23 protein-coding genes are annotated in these 17,455 nt (G+C 42.9%); 7 read left to right on the top strand and 16 right to left on the bottom strand.

Annotated elements, in window-relative coordinates:
* Positions 1-380: 380 nt before the first annotated feature.
* On the top strand, positions 381-1,331 hold the full coding sequence (locus tag NST40_RS19615) for a hypothetical protein (RefSeq protein WP_076276194.1): 951 nt from the start codon (positions 381-383) through the stop codon (positions 1,329-1,331).
* A 58-nt stretch (positions 1,332-1,389) separates the two neighbouring features.
* On the opposite strand, the gene NST40_RS19620 is transcribed toward NST40_RS19615, so the two are convergent.
* Complete coding sequence (locus tag NST40_RS19620) at positions 1,390-1,620, bottom strand: hypothetical protein (protein WP_036688596.1); 231 nt, start codon at positions 1,618-1,620, stop codon at positions 1,390-1,392.
* A gap of 205 nt (positions 1,621-1,825) precedes the next feature.
* Here NST40_RS19620 and NST40_RS19625 point away from each other — a divergent pair, with 205 nt between their 5' ends.
* Positions 1,826-2,002: a hypothetical protein gene (locus tag NST40_RS19625; protein WP_155288145.1), complete on the top strand. Its 177-nt coding sequence runs from the start codon at positions 1,826-1,828 to the stop codon at positions 2,000-2,002.
* A gap of 602 nt (positions 2,003-2,604) precedes the next feature.
* On the opposite strand, the gene trmD is transcribed toward NST40_RS19625, so the two are convergent.
* The 8 genes from trmD to NST40_RS19665 form a co-directional block, all read right to left on the bottom strand.
* Entirely contained in the window at positions 2,605-3,396 is a 792-nt protein-coding gene (gene trmD, locus NST40_RS19630) for a tRNA (guanosine(37)-N1)-methyltransferase TrmD (RefSeq protein WP_036689109.1), read from the bottom strand.
* A complete protein-coding gene (gene rimM, locus NST40_RS19635) occupies positions 3,396-3,920 on the bottom strand; it encodes a ribosome maturation factor RimM (RefSeq protein ID WP_036688599.1) in 525 nt (174 codons plus the stop codon). Before rimM ends, trmD begins: the two co-directional genes overlap by 1 nt.
* Before the next feature lie 89 nt (positions 3,921-4,009).
* A complete protein-coding gene (locus tag NST40_RS19640; RefSeq protein ID WP_036688600.1) occupies positions 4,010-4,240 on the bottom strand; it encodes a KH domain-containing protein in 231 nt (76 codons plus the stop codon).
* Between the two features lie 22 nt (positions 4,241-4,262).
* A complete protein-coding gene (rpsP, locus tag NST40_RS19645; protein ID WP_036688604.1) occupies positions 4,263-4,535 on the bottom strand; it encodes a 30S ribosomal protein S16 in 273 nt (90 codons plus the stop codon).
* A gap of 54 nt (positions 4,536-4,589) precedes the next feature.
* Positions 4,590-5,978: a signal recognition particle protein gene (gene ffh, locus NST40_RS19650; RefSeq protein WP_036688607.1), complete on the bottom strand. Its 1,389-nt coding sequence runs from the start codon at positions 5,976-5,978 to the stop codon at positions 4,590-4,592.
* A gap of 21 nt (positions 5,979-5,999) precedes the next feature.
* Positions 6,000-6,356 carry a YlxM family DNA-binding protein gene (ylxM, locus tag NST40_RS19655; protein WP_036688609.1) on the bottom strand — a complete coding sequence of 119 codons (357 nt, stop codon included), beginning with the start codon at positions 6,354-6,356 and terminating at the stop codon, positions 6,000-6,002.
* A gap of 149 nt (positions 6,357-6,505) precedes the next feature.
* A complete protein-coding gene (locus NST40_RS19660; RefSeq protein ID WP_036688612.1) occupies positions 6,506-7,153 on the bottom strand; it encodes a hemolysin III family protein in 648 nt (215 codons plus the stop codon).
* A 56-nt stretch (positions 7,154-7,209) separates the two neighbouring features.
* Positions 7,210-8,727 (bottom strand): carboxypeptidase M32, encoded by a 1,518-nt coding sequence (locus NST40_RS19665; protein WP_076276193.1) that lies wholly within the window; start codon positions 8,725-8,727, stop codon positions 7,210-7,212.
* Between the two features lie 163 nt (positions 8,728-8,890).
* Here NST40_RS19665 and NST40_RS19670 point away from each other — a divergent pair, with 163 nt between their 5' ends.
* From NST40_RS19670 to NST40_RS19685, 4 genes are all read left to right on the top strand, one after another.
* The gene (locus NST40_RS19670; RefSeq protein ID WP_076127099.1) at positions 8,891-9,232 is read left to right on the top strand and encodes an iron-sulfur cluster biosynthesis family protein; all 342 of its coding nucleotides are present in this window, start codon (positions 8,891-8,893) and stop codon (positions 9,230-9,232) included.
* A gap of 14 nt (positions 9,233-9,246) precedes the next feature.
* On the top strand, positions 9,247-9,807 hold the full coding sequence (locus NST40_RS19675; protein WP_036688619.1) for a carbonic anhydrase: 561 nt from the start codon (positions 9,247-9,249) through the stop codon (positions 9,805-9,807).
* A gap of 165 nt (positions 9,808-9,972) precedes the next feature.
* Positions 9,973-10,413 (top strand): hypothetical protein, encoded by a 441-nt coding sequence (locus tag NST40_RS19680; RefSeq protein WP_076127101.1) that lies wholly within the window; start codon positions 9,973-9,975, stop codon positions 10,411-10,413.
* An 8-nt stretch (positions 10,414-10,421) separates the two neighbouring features.
* A complete protein-coding gene (locus tag NST40_RS19685; protein ID WP_036689115.1) occupies positions 10,422-10,706 on the top strand; it encodes a YxcD family protein in 285 nt (94 codons plus the stop codon).
* Positions 10,707-10,754: 48 nt separating this feature from the next.
* Here NST40_RS19685 and NST40_RS19690 read toward each other — a convergent pair whose 3' ends face one another.
* The 7 genes from NST40_RS19690 to NST40_RS19720 form a co-directional block, all read right to left on the bottom strand.
* Positions 10,755-11,771, bottom strand: coding sequence for a S66 peptidase family protein (locus tag NST40_RS19690; protein ID WP_076276191.1), 1,017 nt, complete (start codon positions 11,769-11,771; stop codon positions 10,755-10,757).
* Positions 11,772-11,931: 160 nt separating this feature from the next.
* Positions 11,932-12,309, bottom strand: a complete 378-nt coding sequence (locus NST40_RS19695) for a hypothetical protein (protein WP_036688624.1) — start codon at positions 12,307-12,309, stop codon at positions 11,932-11,934.
* Between the two features lie 80 nt (positions 12,310-12,389).
* A complete protein-coding gene (locus NST40_RS19700; RefSeq protein WP_036688625.1) occupies positions 12,390-12,740 on the bottom strand; it encodes an Asp23/Gls24 family envelope stress response protein in 351 nt (116 codons plus the stop codon).
* A 28-nt stretch (positions 12,741-12,768) separates the two neighbouring features.
* Positions 12,769-13,875 carry an AI-2E family transporter gene (locus NST40_RS19705; protein ID WP_076276190.1) on the bottom strand — a complete coding sequence of 369 codons (1,107 nt, stop codon included), beginning with the start codon at positions 13,873-13,875 and terminating at the stop codon, positions 12,769-12,771.
* 41 nt (positions 13,876-13,916) lie between these two features.
* Positions 13,917-15,335, bottom strand: a complete 1,419-nt coding sequence (locus NST40_RS19710; protein WP_076218234.1) for a HAMP domain-containing sensor histidine kinase — start codon at positions 15,333-15,335, stop codon at positions 13,917-13,919.
* Entirely contained in the window at positions 15,313-16,020 is a 708-nt protein-coding gene (locus NST40_RS19715) for a response regulator transcription factor (protein ID WP_143761880.1), read from the bottom strand. Before NST40_RS19715 ends, NST40_RS19710 begins: the two co-directional genes overlap by 23 nt.
* A gap of 155 nt (positions 16,021-16,175) precedes the next feature.
* A complete protein-coding gene (locus tag NST40_RS19720) occupies positions 16,176-17,015 on the bottom strand; it encodes a DegV family protein (RefSeq protein ID WP_076218235.1) in 840 nt (279 codons plus the stop codon).
* 170 nt (positions 17,016-17,185) lie between these two features.
* Between NST40_RS19720 and NST40_RS19725 the strand changes: the two genes are divergently transcribed.
* Positions 17,186-17,410 carry a hypothetical protein gene (locus tag NST40_RS19725; protein ID WP_342409913.1) on the top strand — a complete coding sequence of 75 codons (225 nt, stop codon included), beginning with the start codon at positions 17,186-17,188 and terminating at the stop codon, positions 17,408-17,410.
* The last annotated feature ends 45 nt before the right edge of the window (positions 17,411-17,455 follow it).

Genomic DNA, 17,455 nt, shown 5'->3' on the forward strand with positions numbered 1-17,455 from the left:
GGTAAGAAAATAAAAAGACCGCCCTGTGATGCAAGTAAGGCAACGGTCTATATCGTATTCGCAAACTAGCCTTAGCACATCTCACTATAAAAAGCGCTTTTCAGTAGCTGCTGAAGATTATATATGAGAGCATCTTCGCTCTTTTTATATGTACCCTTACCCATTTTAATGTGAGCGTAAGATCTATATTTCATTTTAGCACAATTGAAATTTGAAGTGTAGTGAACACTTTTTAAATACCTAGTCTTTGGTCCAGTATATTAACCCGCCTACAGCCGTTTTTACAATAAATCCCCATAGGCTATACTTACAGAAGTACGTACATAACGTAGCGCTTAGGGAAGAACACATATACCCAAAAATAAGGAGGATTTTATTCAATGAAAAAGAGTAATACAACTAGCGTAATGGCAGCTGTAGCCGTCTTGTCCATCGTACTTCTGGCAGGATGCACAGAATTACCGGGTAGGCAATCCGCTAATAATGAATTAGGAAAGAATATTACTGAAGATGTGCAGCAAAATATTGGTGAGGCTGTGAAGCAAGAGCTAGGTAAAGCCGCTGCAAGCGTGGAGCAGGCCGTTCAGGATACAGCTACCAAGGTGGTCGACGAAGTTAAAGCAAACAGCATTAGCAAAGAACTATCCTTATCTAAAGAGATCGGCTCTGCTTCAGTGCTTAGCATGAACAATGCAGTGGGAGAAATAGAAGTTACATCAACTACGGGTGATCAAATTAATGTGAGTGCGACAATCTTAGCCCATAACAGCTCCGCTCATAAAGCTGACCGCCAGAAAATTTTGGATGACGCTGAGATTTCAATAGACGTTAGTGACGATACTCTGAAGGTATCTACAAATTCCAAATCAAATCCGAAGAAGGATTTATGGACTTGGGCTCAAGACAAATACGGTTATTCAGATTTTAGCATTAACTATACCATTGAGATCCCCACCCGTATGGATGAATATCAAATCACCAATAATGTCGGGCAAATTCGTCTCCGCAATCTGGACGGAAATTACCGCATCGTCAGCAACGTTGGAGCTATTGATATCGAAGGAGCTAACATCACCGGTAAGTCCACTCTAGAGTCTAATACAGGAAGCATACGTATGGATATAGCCGGAATGAAGAGTGATAGCCGTCTTAAAGCGACAACAAATGTAGGTAGCCTCAATGCTGTTCTAGCCGATGGCGTGAAATGTAGCTTGGTGGCTAAAAGTGATCTAGGCCAGATCACCGGGGTTGAGGGTGGCAAACGTGATGTTAACGGAGGAGGTCCTTTGTTATCCTTAAGCTCAGATATAGGTGCAATTACAGTAGAGTAACCAACCACTAAAAACAGACCGTCCGGATTAGCGGACGGTCTGTTTTTGCATCATCATATCAGATTAATGCAATAGCCAACAGCGTGAACAAGCTGAGAGTTAAAATATTGTCAGCAGCATAAGGGTAACCAAAAAATGCAGAAGTCTGCACAGGTCCATTGGATCCTGTTCTTAAGTAAACATTATATCTGTCCACATCTGTAATCACACCTTCATGCTGTCTGCCATCAGTAGTCAGGATACGTACCCTTCTATTCTTACAACGTAAGCAATTATAATAAGCCTCCACTAGTGTACTCCTCCTCATTCGTAATGATATACTCTATGGTGAGGAGTACAGGTCGGTAACGGCTAAGTTACATAGGTCATTTGTTTGGATCGATATTTACTTTCCGTTCTCTGCATTTTTTGTATTCCCAAAGGTTATATATAAGGAAAGACATATTTTCGGCTTGTTATCCGTACCATCCTATCCATTCAAGGAGGCCAATCGAATGAATGTAGCACGTAAACAGTTTATTAAGGAAGGCGTACTGCGTATTACCATCTTTATTATTTTATCATCGCTTACCTATACCGTTCGCAACTATGCATGGGCAGTTACTGTTCTCGTATGTTTTGCGCTTTACGCTCTACTTACAGGAGTATATCGCCTCTTTCGCAAAGAGTAGAATGCGCCTCCACGAATTTTTATAGTTAACCAAACGCCCCCTTTCCAAAGAGTTTTTAATTCTCCTTGAAGAGGGGGCGTTTACATTCTGATCAGAATCACAGGGTTTGACCTCTTAGTAGAGCACAATAAAACCATTAGATGTAGTGAACTTTCGTTCGCTATACTCTAATGGTTTTATTGGACTTGCTTATTCATACTTAATTATTAATCTTATATGTTCAAGCTTTAAAGGGCGAATGGGAATTACGATTTGCGATTTGTATAATAATCGATAATATCATTCACGGTGCGGAGCGGCTCCGCATCTTTGTGGATCGTGTCCACGCTAGGCTTGAATTCTTCACGCGTCTTCGTAGTCACTTCAGTTCATTCCTTTCAATAGTTAAGCTTGCTGCATCGTAAGCTGCATATAGTATTATGCCACCTCTATCTATTACCCCAAATAGAAGAGTTCAACGCACCTATGCTAATTTGTTTTGGAAATTACGCAAAAAAATACGAGATTATAGCCCTTCTTATACTTAAGTAAACATAACAAAAACGCCTCCTTAACGTAAGATACGTTAAAAAGACGTAAAATATGCCTGTTTTATTAAAATTTTACTCCGGCTTGATTTCATTTTTCAGACGTTCCAGTGTTTTCTTGTCTTTCAATGTTAGTTCTGCACTTTCGAGCAAATCAGGTCTACGTTCAAGTGTACGCTGTAACGCTTGCTCTCTCCGCCATACTTCGATGTTGGCGTGATGGCCACTCAGCAACATATCTGGTACCTTCCAGCCGCGAAATTCAGCGGGTCGAGTGTAGTGAGGATACTCCAACAGCCCTGTACTGAACGAATCCGTGATCGCAGAGGTTTCATTTCCAAGCGCCCCTGGCTGTAGCCGAACTACTGAATCAATAACCGTCAGTGCTGGTAGTTCTCCACCCGTTAACACGTAATCGCCAATCGACAGTTCATCTGTAACCAGATGCTCCCGTATCCGCTCATCGTAGCCCTCATAATGACCACATATAAAGATTAGATGCTGCTCTTGTGCCAGTTCCTCAGCAATCTTCTGATTATAGGTCTTTCCTTGTGGGCACATAAGAATGATGCGCGGCTTCACAGAGGAAGGCGACGGGACTGCAGATTCAGAACCATTCTCCAAAGGACTAGCCTCGATCCCCAATACATGTTCTACCGCTGCAAAGATCGGGTCAGGCTTTAGTACCATACCCCCGCCCCCGCCATACGGTGTATCATCCACACTGTTGTGCTTATTTCCTGAGAAATCACGAAAGTTCACAGCATTCAAAGATACAATCCCTTTTTCGCGTGCCTTACCAAGAATACTTGTGCTAAATACGCCTTCGCACATCTCCGGAAAGAGCGTTAGCACATCAATTCTGATCATGGCAATAGTCCTTCCATTAAGTGAACCGTAATTCGTTTGGCCTCAATGTCCACGTTCAGCACTACATCGTTAATTACAGGGATAAGGATGTCTTGACCTTTAGCAGGCTTAACAACCCACACGTCATTTGCACCTGGCTGTAAAATTTCCGTAATTGTGCCAAGCGGTTCACTTCCAGCATCATCCGTATAAACTTCACAGCCAACGATTTGGTGGAAGTAATATTCGTTCTCTGGCAGATCAACCAGATCATTACTTGGCACCTTAAGCAAACTTCCCTTATACTTTTCCACTTCGTTAATATTGGTATATCCCTTAAGCTTAACGATAAACATACCCTTATGCTCTCGAGCGGATTCTACAGTCACTTCGAATTTTGCACTGCCATCCGCAGGAATGACGAACAGCTTCTTGTCTTTAGCGAAACGAACCTCAGGAAAATCGGTATGGGATAATACTTTAATCTCCCCGCGAATTCCATGTGTATTCACAAGCCGGCCTACGGTTAATTCTTCCGTCATATAACCCTCTCCTCTACAAGCTTCATCTATATATTTGAACAAAAAGGAGCCGGGATATACTATCCCTAGCCCCTCATTGTACGCATTATTTAAGATAAAATATCTACAGTTACGCGTTTATCGCTCTTGACTGCTGCAGATGTGACTACTGTACGGAGCGCCTTGGCGATCCTGCCTTGCTTGCCGATGACCTTTCCTACATCATCTGGATGTACGGACAGCTCATAGACAATCAAATGCTCTTTCTCCACAGCCCGTACCGTCACATCTTCTGGATGATCCACTAAAGCCTTAGCAATTACTCCAACTAATTCTTCCATAGAGGACCCTCGCAATCAGTCATTATTTCTGTTGCTTAAGCTCATGAAACTTCTTCATCACGCCTGCTTTGGAAAGCAAGTTGCGGACGGTATCAGATGCTTGCGCACCTGTTTGAAGCCATTTAAGAGCTTTTTCCTCATCGATCTTAACTACTGCCGGTTGTTCAATCGGATTATAATAACCGATTTCCTCGATAAAACGACCGTCACGAGGGGACCGGGAATCGGAAACCACTACACGATAGAAAGGCGCTTTATGCGCTCCCATTCTTTTTAGACGAATACGTACTGCCACGAAAAATCACCTCCTTATAATAGTTTCCAACATTAGTTGGTCAGACATTCAAGATCATTTAAAAGGGAATTTCAGCCCTTTTCCACCACCAAGACCTTTAAGCTGCTTCATGGCATTTTTCTTGGAGGCTTTGCCGCCTCCGCCCATCATGCCGGAGAATTGCTTCATCATCTTACGCATCTCATCAAATTGTTTGATGAGGCGGTTGACCTCAGCGACTGAGGTTCCGCTGCCGGTTGCAATACGCTTGCGGCGGTTATGGTTAATGATCTCAGGCTGTTGCTTCTCCGCCTTAGTCATAGAATGAACTATGGCTTCAACGCGTCCCATTTGCTTATCGTCGACCTTTAAATCTTTAATGCCCTTGGCTTTGTTCATACCCGGGAGCATATCAAGAATTTGATCGATAGGGCCTAGCTTCTTCACCTGATCCATTTGCTCAAGGAAATCATCGAACGTAAACTCTGCATTACGCATCTTACGTTCCATTTCTTTAGCCTTGTCAGTATCAATGTTCGCCTGGGCTTTCTCAATCAGCGACAGCATGTCGCCCATACCCAGAATCCGCGAAGCCATACGTTCCGGATGGAACGGCTCCAGCGCGTCGATCTTCTCCCCTAAAGCGGCGAATTTGATCGGGCAACCGGTAACAGCTTTTACTGACAGTGCAGCACCACCACGGCTGTCGCCGTCGAGTTTCGTCAATACGACCCCTGTAAGCTCAAGCTGCTTATTAAAGCTCTCGGCTACATTCACGGCATCTTGACCTGTCATAGCATCTACTACAAGAAGTACTTCATCAGGATTTACAACATTGTGAATCTGCTTGAGTTCTTCCATTAGTTCTTCATCAATATGCAGGCGGCCTGCAGTATCGATAATAACATAATCAAGTCCGTTATCCTTCGCATGTTGTACAGCTTGTCTGGCAATTTCTACCGGACTAGTCTGATCACCAAGTGAGAATACAGGAACCTTAATCTGTTCTCCCAGCACTTGCAGCTGCTTGATAGCAGCAGGCCGGTAAATATCTCCCGCAACCAGGAGCGGACGATGATTGCCCTTCTGTAACAGCTTAGCCAGCTTACCTGAAGTGGTTGTCTTACCAGCCCCTTGTAGACCCGCCATCATAATGACGGTCGGCGGCTTGTTCGACTTGGCCAGCTTCGCTTGGCTTCCGCCCATCAGCTCGGTTAGTTCCTTGTTGACGATGTCGATAATTACCATGCCAGGCGTAAAGCTGTCCATGACTTCCTTGCCGATGGACTTTTCTTTCACCTTAGCCACGAATTCTTTAACTACCTTAAAGTTAACATCGGCTTCCAGAAGGGCTAACCGCACTTCACGCATAGCTTCGTTTACGTCTTCTTCGGATACTTTACCTTTACCGCGTAGCTTGCTGAACACATTCTGCAATCTTCCGGTTAAACCTTCAAACGCCATATGCAGATTTCTCCCTTCATGCTACTCTAACCTCTGCAAGCGATCCACGATCTCCGCGAACCGAAGTTTATATTGCTCAGGCAGCATCCCATTCTCCGGCAGTCTGCGCAGCTCTTCTAAATATTTAGTACGACTCTCATGTTTCACTAATAGTCCAAGTTTTTCTTCATAATTCTCAAGGACTTGCTCAGCCCGCTTAATATGCTCATAAACAGCTTGGCGGCTGATTTCAAATTCAGCGGCAATCTCTCCCAAGGAAAAATCATCGTGAAAATAATATTTAAGAAACGTTTGCTGCTTATCTGTAAGCAGTCGTTCATAGAAGGCAAAAAGCAAATTGATACGATTCGTTTTCTCGAGCCTATTCTCCTGACTCATTAAGGACAACCCCTTCGTCAAGGAAAAACACTTTACACCTTCACAACGTCCCTTATGATACCTAAAAGAAAGAGAGATGTCAAGCACTTTTGCTTGTCATCTCTTTCTTTATTAAAAATCCATATTTTCCGCGATAAATCCGCTTGAAATTATTGGATTGGCAGTACATAAATCAATATGGCGAAGAAATGTGTGACACTGCCTGCAAGAACAAATACATGCCAGATGGCGTGATGGAACGGAAACCCTCTCCATACATAAAAAACTGTGCCTAGAGTATAAAGCACTCCGCCAGCCATCAGCAGAATCATACCACCGTCCGCTACCACTGCCGATAGAGGATTCCAGGCGATAACAATCAGCCAACCCATAGCAATGTAGAATACCGTAGACATGAACAAGAACTTTTTAACAAAAAACGCTTTGAAGAAAACGCCAAATACTGCGATTCCCCATATAACACCAAATAAACTCCAGCCAAGTGTTCCCCGAATAGCTACTAGCAAAAAGGGTGTATACGTGCCTGCGATAAACAGATAAATAGAGGAGTGATCGAAAAATTCGAACAAATCCTTCGCCTTGCCCTCTTTGAGACTATGCACAAGTGTTGAATTGAGATACAGAAGCAGCATTGTCGTTCCATAAATGGAGAAGCTGACTACATGCCATGCCGTTCCTTTCAGACTTGCAAAAACAACAAGCAGGACAAGTGCAGCGACGCTTAATACAGCTCCGATCCCGTGCGTAATCGCATTCGCGACTTCTTCTCTCCGGGTGTAGGTGTGAGTATTTGCCATATCCATATCCTTCCGTCTAAGCTTTCTTTCTATTATACCACGCGGACCTCACTGGATTACAGTTTGTAAATCTCCGTGTATTTCTCCTCCAAATAATCAGCCAGATAATCTGGACTGAGCGGCTCACCTGTTACTTGTTCGATAATTTGCGAAGGGGTCAGGCTTTTTCCGAAACGGTAGATTTTTTCTGTTAACCATTCTTTAATCGGCAAAAGATTTCCCGCAGCAATCAATTCATCGAAGTTCGGCAGCTCCTTGCGGAGTGTATTCAAGATTTGGGCAGCATACATATTTCCCAGAGAGTAGGATGCAAAATATCCGAAGTCTCCACCGGACCAGTGCACGTCCTGCAATACACCAAGCGCATCATTAGGCGGTGTAATACCTAAATATTCTTGATATTTAGCATTCCATACCTGAGGCAGATCTTTGACAGATAGACCTTCATTAAAAATAAGCTTTTCGATCTCGTAACGCACAATAATGTGCAGATTGTATGTAAGCTCATCTGCTTCAATTCGGATGAATGAATTTTCCACACTGTTAATAGCCCGGTAGAAATCCTCTACATCTACATTCGCAAGCTGCTCTGGGAAATGCTGCTGCAGATCACCGTAATAACGTTGCCAGAACGCACGGCTGCGGCCGATCATATTCTCCCATAGTCTCGACTGAGATTCATGAATCCCCATCGATGCGCCTTGAGCCAGTGGTGTTCCCACTAAATCTTGGCTGATATTTTGTTCGTAAAGCGCATGTCCACCTTCATGCAGTGAGCTGAAGACGGCGCTAGTCACGTTATCAAGTAAATAAGCAGTCGTAATACGAACGTCACCTGGATTCAGCCCTGTAGCAAAAGGATGCACACTCTCATCCAAGCGGCCTGCGTCGAAGTCATAGCCCATTTGCTTCAGAATAAAGTTACCAAACTTTTGTTGCTGCTCTTTAGGGAAAATCTGCTGCAAGAAGCTGGTATCTGGTTTATTGGGTGAAGCAGCGATAGCTTCCACTAACGGAACCAAGCGGCTGCGGAGGCGACTGAACACTTCATCCACCTTTTCTACCGTGAGATCAGGCTCATACATATCTAGTAGCGTATCGTAACGTGTGCCATTTACACCCCAATAATCGATGAACTCTTGTTTCAGAGCTACGATTTTACTCAAATAAGGTTCAAATGTAGCAAAGTCATTGTTCTCCTTAGCTTCTTCCCAGATTGTTTGGGAATGAGCAGACAGGACAGCGTACTCTTCAAATCTTTTGGAAGGAATACTCTTACTGCGCTCATACTCTTTGCGGCAATCGTTGACGATCTTTTGTTGATTAGCTGTAAGCTGGCTCAACACTTCTGGACGGCTGAAAAATGCTGTGAAGTCACCCATCTCCTGTGAAATCTCAAGTCTGAACAATTCTCCACTCAGCATCCCAATCGTACCGGAACGTACTTCTACTCCCTTACGCGGTGCACCTGTGCGCAAATCCCAGTGCATTAATTCTATGGCCTCTGAATATCCACTAATTTTTGCTAATAACTCGCTGAATTGTTCCCATCGTTCCTTTACTTGTTGTTCCATTCTACTCCACCTGCTTTCTCTGTTTTACAGACTCCTCTTGATGATACTTTTTTGAATGAGTATAATCAACTTCAGAGATTACATCTCTAATTTTAAATATTTAATGAGTTACATAAGAAGCAGAGCATGCTTCGAACAAAAATCAAGGAGCGTGAACAGGGCTATGATGATTCAAGTTACACCTCTCGCAGAAAGGAAGTTGAAGGAAAGGCTTGGAGATCAGCCAGGATTTTTCAAGCTCTTTTATGATACGGTAGGCTGCGGGTGTGACGGAATTAATGTGTTACTGATTGTTTCAGAAGTGGAGCAAGGCGATTCTAGGATAGAGACGAATTCTCTTCCCTTTATCGTAAGCCGGCAACAGGAAATCTTTTATGAAGACAAGATGCGACTCGATGCAGAGGAACGTTTCTCTTCCTATAAGCTGGTCAGTGATTCTCAGATTTATGGTAACAATATCATGGTAAGAGATATGCGCAACGTAAGTACAATTCAAGGAATTTAAGGGAGGAAGCTAATATGAGCCACGTATCAGAAATTATTAACTTTAATAAAAGTTTTGTAGAGAATAAGGACTATGAAGCTTATTTAACCAGTCGTTATCCTGACAAAAAAATGCTGATCATCACCTGTATGGACACTAGACTCGTTGAATTATTGCCGAAAGCCATGAATTTCAAAAATGGTGATGTCAAAATCATCAAAAATGCTGGTGCGGTTATTTCTCAGCCTTTTGGTAGTGTTATGCGTAGTGTAATGGTAGCTCTATATGAACTAGATGCTGAAGAAGTAATCGTGGTTGGACACTATGAATGCGGTATGGCCTCCCTCAATGCGGACCATATGATCAATTCCATTAAAGAACGTGGAGTATCTGAAGAAGTGCTGTCTACACTGGAGAATTCCGGAATCAAACTTACAAAATGGCTGCGTGGGTTTGACAATGTCGAAGAAGGGGTAATTCAGACTGTGGACCTGATTAAACGTCATCCACTGCTTCCCCCTAATGTACCTATCCATGGCATGATCATCGATCCGGCAACCGGAGCGCTTGAGCTTGTCGCTGATGGGTATAAGTAACGAATGACGACTCTCTAACTGCTGTTTGCGTGGATCCTGGATCCACGCTTTTTTTGTGCATAAAAGTATAAATTATGATAAATAAAATTGAAACCTTGTGGGGCATGTCTGCGTATTACCGACCATACACAAAAATTCATGCTCACAGGAGGGTTTTCGTACTAAATGAAACCAATGAAACGCGTAATGATGATTCTAATGGCCTTCACTCTGTTTTTTGCAGTGGTTGCTCCAGACTTTGCCGATGCACGTCGAGGTGGCGGCGGATTCAAATCCGGCACTCGCAGCTATTCAACAACCCCAAAAAAATCAACAACAACAAATAACATCAAAAAAAGTGACAGCACTAAAAGTTCCACAGCAGGATCTGCTGCAAATACAAAACGTGGCTTCTTCAGCGGCGGCAGCTTAATGAAAGGCATGATGATCGGTGGTTTGGCCGGATTATTATTCGGTGGAATGTTTGGTGGAATGGGAGCTTTTGGTGACTTCCTAGGCTTTGCCGTTAATATGCTAGCTATCTATGTATTGGTTATGCTCGTGATGTCCTTCTTCCGTCGTAGAAAAGAACGTCGCCGCTTAGAAGAACAGGATGGTCGTTACTAATGTCTACAATTGTTCTAAGCATGGATGAGATCATCAATGCCCTCTGTCTGCACATGGCGGAACGAAAGGCTGTTCGCCCAGAGGATGTTCAGGTAGAACTGAGCTGGGAAGAAGATACCGGTTACTCTGCAGAGGTTTGGGTACAGGGCCGCAGTCAATTTCTAGTGGAGTCCAATATGATTGAAGCGATCCTGCGTTACATGCTCAGCGAATATGGTGTTCGCGCCTATCGTGAAGATGTAAGACTGGACCTGGATGAGGAAATCACAGCGATTGTAAATACAGGGAACTAATGATAGTAAAAGGGACAACCCGAGGGGTTGTCCTTTTTTGATATAACGCTATTCATAGAAATATTGCTTTACCGTCCCTACTCCGTCTGCCACTTCAATTTCTGCATAAGCTCCATTAATAAAAGTAACCTGCGGCGGGACATGACCACAATCGATATCATAAACGATCGGTACCTTAAGCTCTTCAAATAGTTCAGCATAGATATCCTCGGCAGTATAGTTATCCACAGGCCGATTAGCTGGACTTCTGCCAAACATAATCCCCGAACAATTCTCAAACCACCCTGCCAGCTTCATCTGCACTAAAGATCTGCGTAAATCCGCTGTGTTCAATTCACAATTTTCCAAATACCAAACAATAGGTTCGTCATGAATCATTTCTTGCTGAAAATGCTGGAGCTTTCCATAAGTCGTGCCGATCAAATGCCTAATTACATCTATACAACCACCCAACAGACGTCCTTTCATCGTTACAGCATCTGTAGTTAGAGACTTCCAATAAGTCTCCTCTGTCAAATGAAAAACGCATGGCGAAGGCACATCATGCTGCCATTCCCGCTGATATTTAAGAGATGAATGCTGCACAATGGACTCACCCACTGGTGTCTCTAGAACCGCATGCCAGAGGGCTGTAGTATCATCCGAATACTCTCCCCGTAAATCAATGAGATTCGCTCCGTGGGCAGTAGCCAACCCGGTTGTCAGCGTGACCGCAAGCAGCAAGACGCTTATATCTGAATATCCCACGATCCATTTGTCCTGCAAAGCATCAAAATCAATAAACTCCAGAGCTTCAATTAACAATTCCCCGCCCCAAGGCGGAATAAGGACATCGATTCCATCATCTTTGATCATCTCATTAAACTCATGACCACGAACATTTGCTGGTGCAGATTTAGCCTTATCTTGCTTCCATGCCGTTTCGCCGATAATGACATTAAATCCTTGCGACTTCAACCGGCTGGAGGCCAGTGTAAGAAGTTCTGCATTTTGAATGCCTACTCCAGATGAAGGTGCTGTAACGCCTATCGTCGCATTTTTTTTCAAAAAAGGGTATCTAATCATATGCCACCTCCCAGAGTTTGTACCCATTATATCCCTAAAGTGATAATGAGAACACCTTCTTCTAACACATACTTTGCTCATATAAAAAAAGGACCTGGCTGGATGCGTCAACGTATGACCGCAAATCCTGCACATGTCCTTCTTCAATTAAGCTCAAGCACTAGATTAAAGAGATAGCAAGCAGTTCAAACAACACAAGCGGTAAAATCACATTATTATTGTATGGGGGACCTGGATAAGGTCCTGGATATGGGCCAGGTCCCGGGCCCGGATGAGGATGATACGGCTGATGAGGGTTGTAAAACCCGCGGGGCATTTGCCCATTAGCTGCAACATTCAGATACAAGTGTTTATTATCTACTCCGGCTATAACGCCTTCATGTACAAAGCCATCTATTGTCTGTACGTTCACCTTATGGTTAAGGTATGGCTTGCAAGATTGATGTAAAGAATCACGGACACCGTGCAGGTGCCGGATCACAGCAGGATCGGCCTGATAAATCACATTTTGTTGCTGCCCAGTGTTAAATGTCGACATGGATGTTCTGACCTCCGTAAATGGATTTGCTCCATTCTATGCAGAAGCCTAGATTACGGTGCCTATTAAATGGGCTATTCTTAGAATGGCAGAGCGACTTTCTCAACCTTAACATTTACGGAAACTAGAGACAGTCCCATCATATTTTCAACAGCATTTCTTACATTTTGCTGCAGCATATAGCAGACCTCTTGAATCACACATCCGTAATTAACTATGACCTGAAGATCGATGGCAACATCCACTTCTTTTACTTCAACGGACATTCCTTTTTTTACATTTTTACCGCTTAGACGTTTAGCCCAGTTGTCCGAGATACTGCTTCCTGACATGCCGGCAATACCCGGTGTGTCCAGAACCACTTGCCCGACGATCGAAGTCACCACATCATCTGAAATATGAATTAGTCCTTGCTCCGTTCCTTCATTCATAGAAATCCCTCCATAATGTTTTATTAACTTATGAGATATCAGAACTCTCCTCTACCTCTATCTCTACCCGGCGTTGCTTGACAAACAAATAATAGGCCTTGGTCAAGACGATTTTAACAATCATATACAGCGGAATAATCAGTAAAATCGCAATGATCCCGCCTAAATCGCCGCCAACTAATACCAGAATAATCGTAGTCAGTGGATGAATATCGAGCTTTTTCCCAAAGATGTAGGGAGCGATTAAATTATCCTGTATCTGCTGCGCTACCAGAACAATGATGATGGACCAGACGGCAATAGACGGTGATTGAATGAATCCGATGATAAAAATAGGGATACTAGACAGTATCGCTCCAATAAAAGGCACGAAGTTCATCACAACTGCGATTACAGTCAACAGCAATGCATATTGCAGGCCAATAATAAGGAAACCAATATACATCAGAACGCCTAAGGCCAAATTAACAAGCACCCGGCCCACGATAAAACCACTAAGCGCACTGTCGATTTCAGTCATCATTGTAGTTCCTTCTTCACGATACTTCTTTGGAAAGAAACTTACAATCTTACGTCCGAATTTCCCACCTTCCTTAAGCATGTAGAATAACATGATCGGAAAGGTGAATAAAATGATCGCAAAATTCGAAACAAAAGAGAACAGTCCTGAAACGTAATTCGTTAACAGCGTAAACCCTTTATTCAAATAATCCGTCAATGTGGAGGCTGGATTCGCATCAGCAGGGATCAACGCAGACAGAAATTCATTATCTTCTAGTTTCAATAGCTGTTGATTCAAGGAGGCAATGAGATTCGGCATATTATCGACGAAATTAACTAATTGTGTGCGAAGTGAAGGCCAAACGCCGATAATAAAAGCAAACAGAAGCACTAAAATAACTACATATACGATGATAATCGCCAAAGAACGATTCAGCTTATATTTCTCCAAGGTATCGATCAGTGGCCGCAGCAGGTAATAAAAGAAACCCGCCAGCATTAAAGGCACTATAATGACACTGAACAAAGACAGGATCGGTGTGAATAAAAAATCTACGCGTGAGCCTAAAAATACAATGCCTAACACTAAAAGGATCGCTAGACAAACTCTGATGAAATTGTTCAGTTTAGCCATACTTTCTCTCCCGTCTTCTGATTTGGATGTCTTCCAGCTCGTTATTTCGGAATCCGGATGGTGAATACCGTAGGTTCCTTCTTTGAGTGACTGAGATGAAGCGTCCCCCCCATTTTCTCTGTATTTTTCATAGCTATCGAGAGACCTAGCCCTGTTCCTCCCGAAGCTGTCCGCGCTTTATCTCCCCGAACAAACGGATCAAACATTGTGGACCACAGTTCTTCTGGAATACCCACTCCAGTATCAGCGATTTCAATCATGACTTCTTTCTCCAAAGGGATCACCTCCACACGCAAATGTGTACCTGGAGGATTATAGATCAGTGCATTGGAGATCAAATTATGAACCACACTCGAGAGCAGCTCCGCATCAAAGTTCAAGAACACATCCTCTTCGGGAACATTTAGATGCAAAACAAAGTTCTTTTGTTCAATCTCTCCGTACGTATCTGCAATGATTTCACGAATAAATTCGCCCAGTTCTTGATGCTCCATTCGTAGCAAGAAATCCGGTGAATCTATTTTTAACAGCTCCAGCATGTTCTGAATCAGCTTAGTAACCTGTGAGGATTTATTATAAATATAGCTTAAATATCTTTTTTGGCGTTCGTCATCCTCGCCTCTACCCTCTACAAGCGCCTGTGCAAAGCCCTGTATACTCGTTATCGGCGTCTTCAGATCATGGGACAGATCAACCATCATCCGTTTCTTACTTTCCTCTGCCTGGCGTTTTTCTTTGGTCGTCTTTTCAATTACGTCTGCCATATAATTAAAAGTCTCTCCAATTTGCGAAAATTCCTTCTCTGCATATAAAGCGATTCGAGTATCATAATTCCCCTGAATCATCTGCTTCAACCCAAGCGTGATGATACGCAGTGGTTTCCTGATTCGCCGCGCCACCCAATAGCTGTACACGATAATTAGCAAAAGAATCATTCCCACACCCAAAAAGACGTAGTATGAAAGCGAATGATTAAAGTAGGCCACGAAGGGATCACTATTAATGGTGATGGTGATAGCTTCCCGCGGCAGCTTCAAGAGCAGCCACTCCGATTCGCTCTGAGCATTTAGCGTGGTCAACGAGTAAAAGTAAGCTTGATCTTCTCCATTTTCCAAACTTTTTAAAAGCTGGTTACTGGTATATTGGGTTACACCGTCTTTTTTTTCTCCAACAACCTTGGTGACCTTCATGTCTTGATCCAAGACCTCGATCCATCCCCCGCTCCGCAGAAGACGTTTGGTTTCTATCCCATGCTCCAGATTATCTCGATAAGCACTAGCTTCCACCTTCAAATCAGGATCAGCGATTTTATTTTTTTCAAAAATATGGGTCACATCAAGATTAATAAACAAATAATATACAATCACGAGAAAAAACAAAATACAGATAAACAACAAAAAATCCAGCGTCAGCGATGATTGTAAAGGTCGTTGATCTCTATTGCTCCATAGGCGCTTCAATTTTGTATCCCAGCCCTCTAATAGTCTTTAAATATACTGGCTTTTTGGAATCTTCCTCAATTTTTTCCCGGATATTGCTGATATGTACCATGATACTATTATCTTCGTACACATAGAAATCTTCCCACACGGCCTCATATATTTTTTTGCGTGTAAAGACTCGTCCAGGCTGCTTCATCATTAGTTCCAAAATTTTGTACTCGGTAGAAGTAAGCACCACAGGTTCACCTGAACGATAGAGCAGACACTGGCTTTGATCCAGCATTAATTCACCTAATACAATCTGTTCAGCTTCTTTTTCCTCAACGACTTGCGCATCGAAATGATGTACACGCCGCAGCAGTGCTCCAACACGGGCTACTATTTCTAATGGATTAAACGGTTTGGAAATATAATCGTCGGCTCCTAGTTCAAGACCCAGAATTTTGTCATGATGTTCGCTTTTGGCGGATAAAAATAACACTGGAAAATGATGCACCTCGCGGATCTTTTTCAATAATTGCAGTCCATCCAGACCCGGCATCATAATATCCAGAATTGCCAAATCAACTTTATGGTTCCGTACCTGCGTTAAGGCTTCAGTACCACTGTTTGCTTCCAAAATGGTGTACTCTTTCTCTAAATATAATCTTAGCAATTCTACAATTTCTGCTTCATCATCAGCGATCAATATTGTATACATGATAATCCCCCCATCTAACTATATTCTGTGATTATTAACAGAGCCTAAACACAATCTAAAGAATAGCTAAATTATCACATAGTAATAAAATAAAAATCGCACACGGGAAACCGTCCCATGTACGATCGTAATTTGTCTGGATTGTGAGGATCACTACTTTAAAAAGCTACGCCAATTCCGCCTTCCCCAGCATAGGTTCCCATAACCGGACCCATGCTTGAGAGTAAGACTTCTTTGAAGGGATGCTTTAGTAAAATGCGTTCTTTAATCTCGAGTGCCAGCTTCTCACAATTACTGTGTACAATAGCGATAACCGCTTTCTCGTAATCATGCTGCTTCTCATCCAAATGCGCTAGCAGACGATTCAGTGCTTTTGGAAGACCCCGGGTCTTCTCCACTACTTCGACAGTGCCTTCTTCGCTGATTTTGAGCAGCAACTTTATATTGAGTACAGACGCTACGGCTCCCGAGAGCCGACTTAGACGTCCGCCTTTCATTACATTCTCCAGAGTGTCCAGCGTAAAATAAGCGTTAACTTCCTCTATCTGCTGAAGCACCTTTTCCTTGAGCTCTTGCAAGCTTGAACAAGTTAAGGACCACTGCGCCGCCAGGCCGACAATCAATGACAGCCCGCCTGAGAAGTTTTTGGAATCTATAACCTCTATTGCATTGGTATGTCCTTCATCCTTATACATTTCCATAGCAATCATAGCCGTCTGATAAGTGCTACTAATATTAGAGGACATACAAATGACCATAATGTCAGTTCCCTCCTCCACTTGCTTGAACTTCTCAAGGAATTCGTTGGGACTTGGACTAGCTGTGGTAGGCAGCTCCTTGGATTCGCGCATTTGAGCATAAAAGTTTTTCGTGTCCGTATCAGCCGGCATTAACTCATGCCCAAAATGAACCGGTAGGTGGATCACGGAAACATTATACTTCTCCATGTAGTCAAGGGGTAGGTCTGAACCGCTGTCTGTTATGATCTTGATTGCCATAATATAAGTACTCTCCTTTCAATATCAGTACTATTATAGCCACCATAAAATGAAATCTCCAGTAACCTTTATAACTTGAAAAATTCTTCGATCTGTGTTATGTCTTTCTTCCTTAACTTGTCCTTATATGATATGGTTTATGAATAAGCGTATAGAAATGGAGTGTATGTATGAGTAAGGGTAGAGTATGGAACAGAGGCAAACATGATGGTACAGGACTATCGAGGAAAAAAACTGTAGATCAAGAGGGTACAGCTTCTACTGAAACTGAATCCACAGAACCTTCGAATGAACCTTCCAATTCAAGAATTGATACTGTAAAACCGATGAATCGCACGAATTGGGTGACCAGACCCACCCGTGTCAGCAATAAAAATTCGAAAGACAAACGATAATTCATACATTCTAAGATTTGAGGACCCAGATGACGTTATTGGCAA

The organism is Paenibacillus sp. FSL R10-2778 (genome assembly GCF_038593035.1).
In the GTDB taxonomy this organism is placed as follows: domain Bacteria; phylum Bacillota; class Bacilli; order Paenibacillales; family Paenibacillaceae; genus Paenibacillus_AQ; species Paenibacillus_AQ odorifer.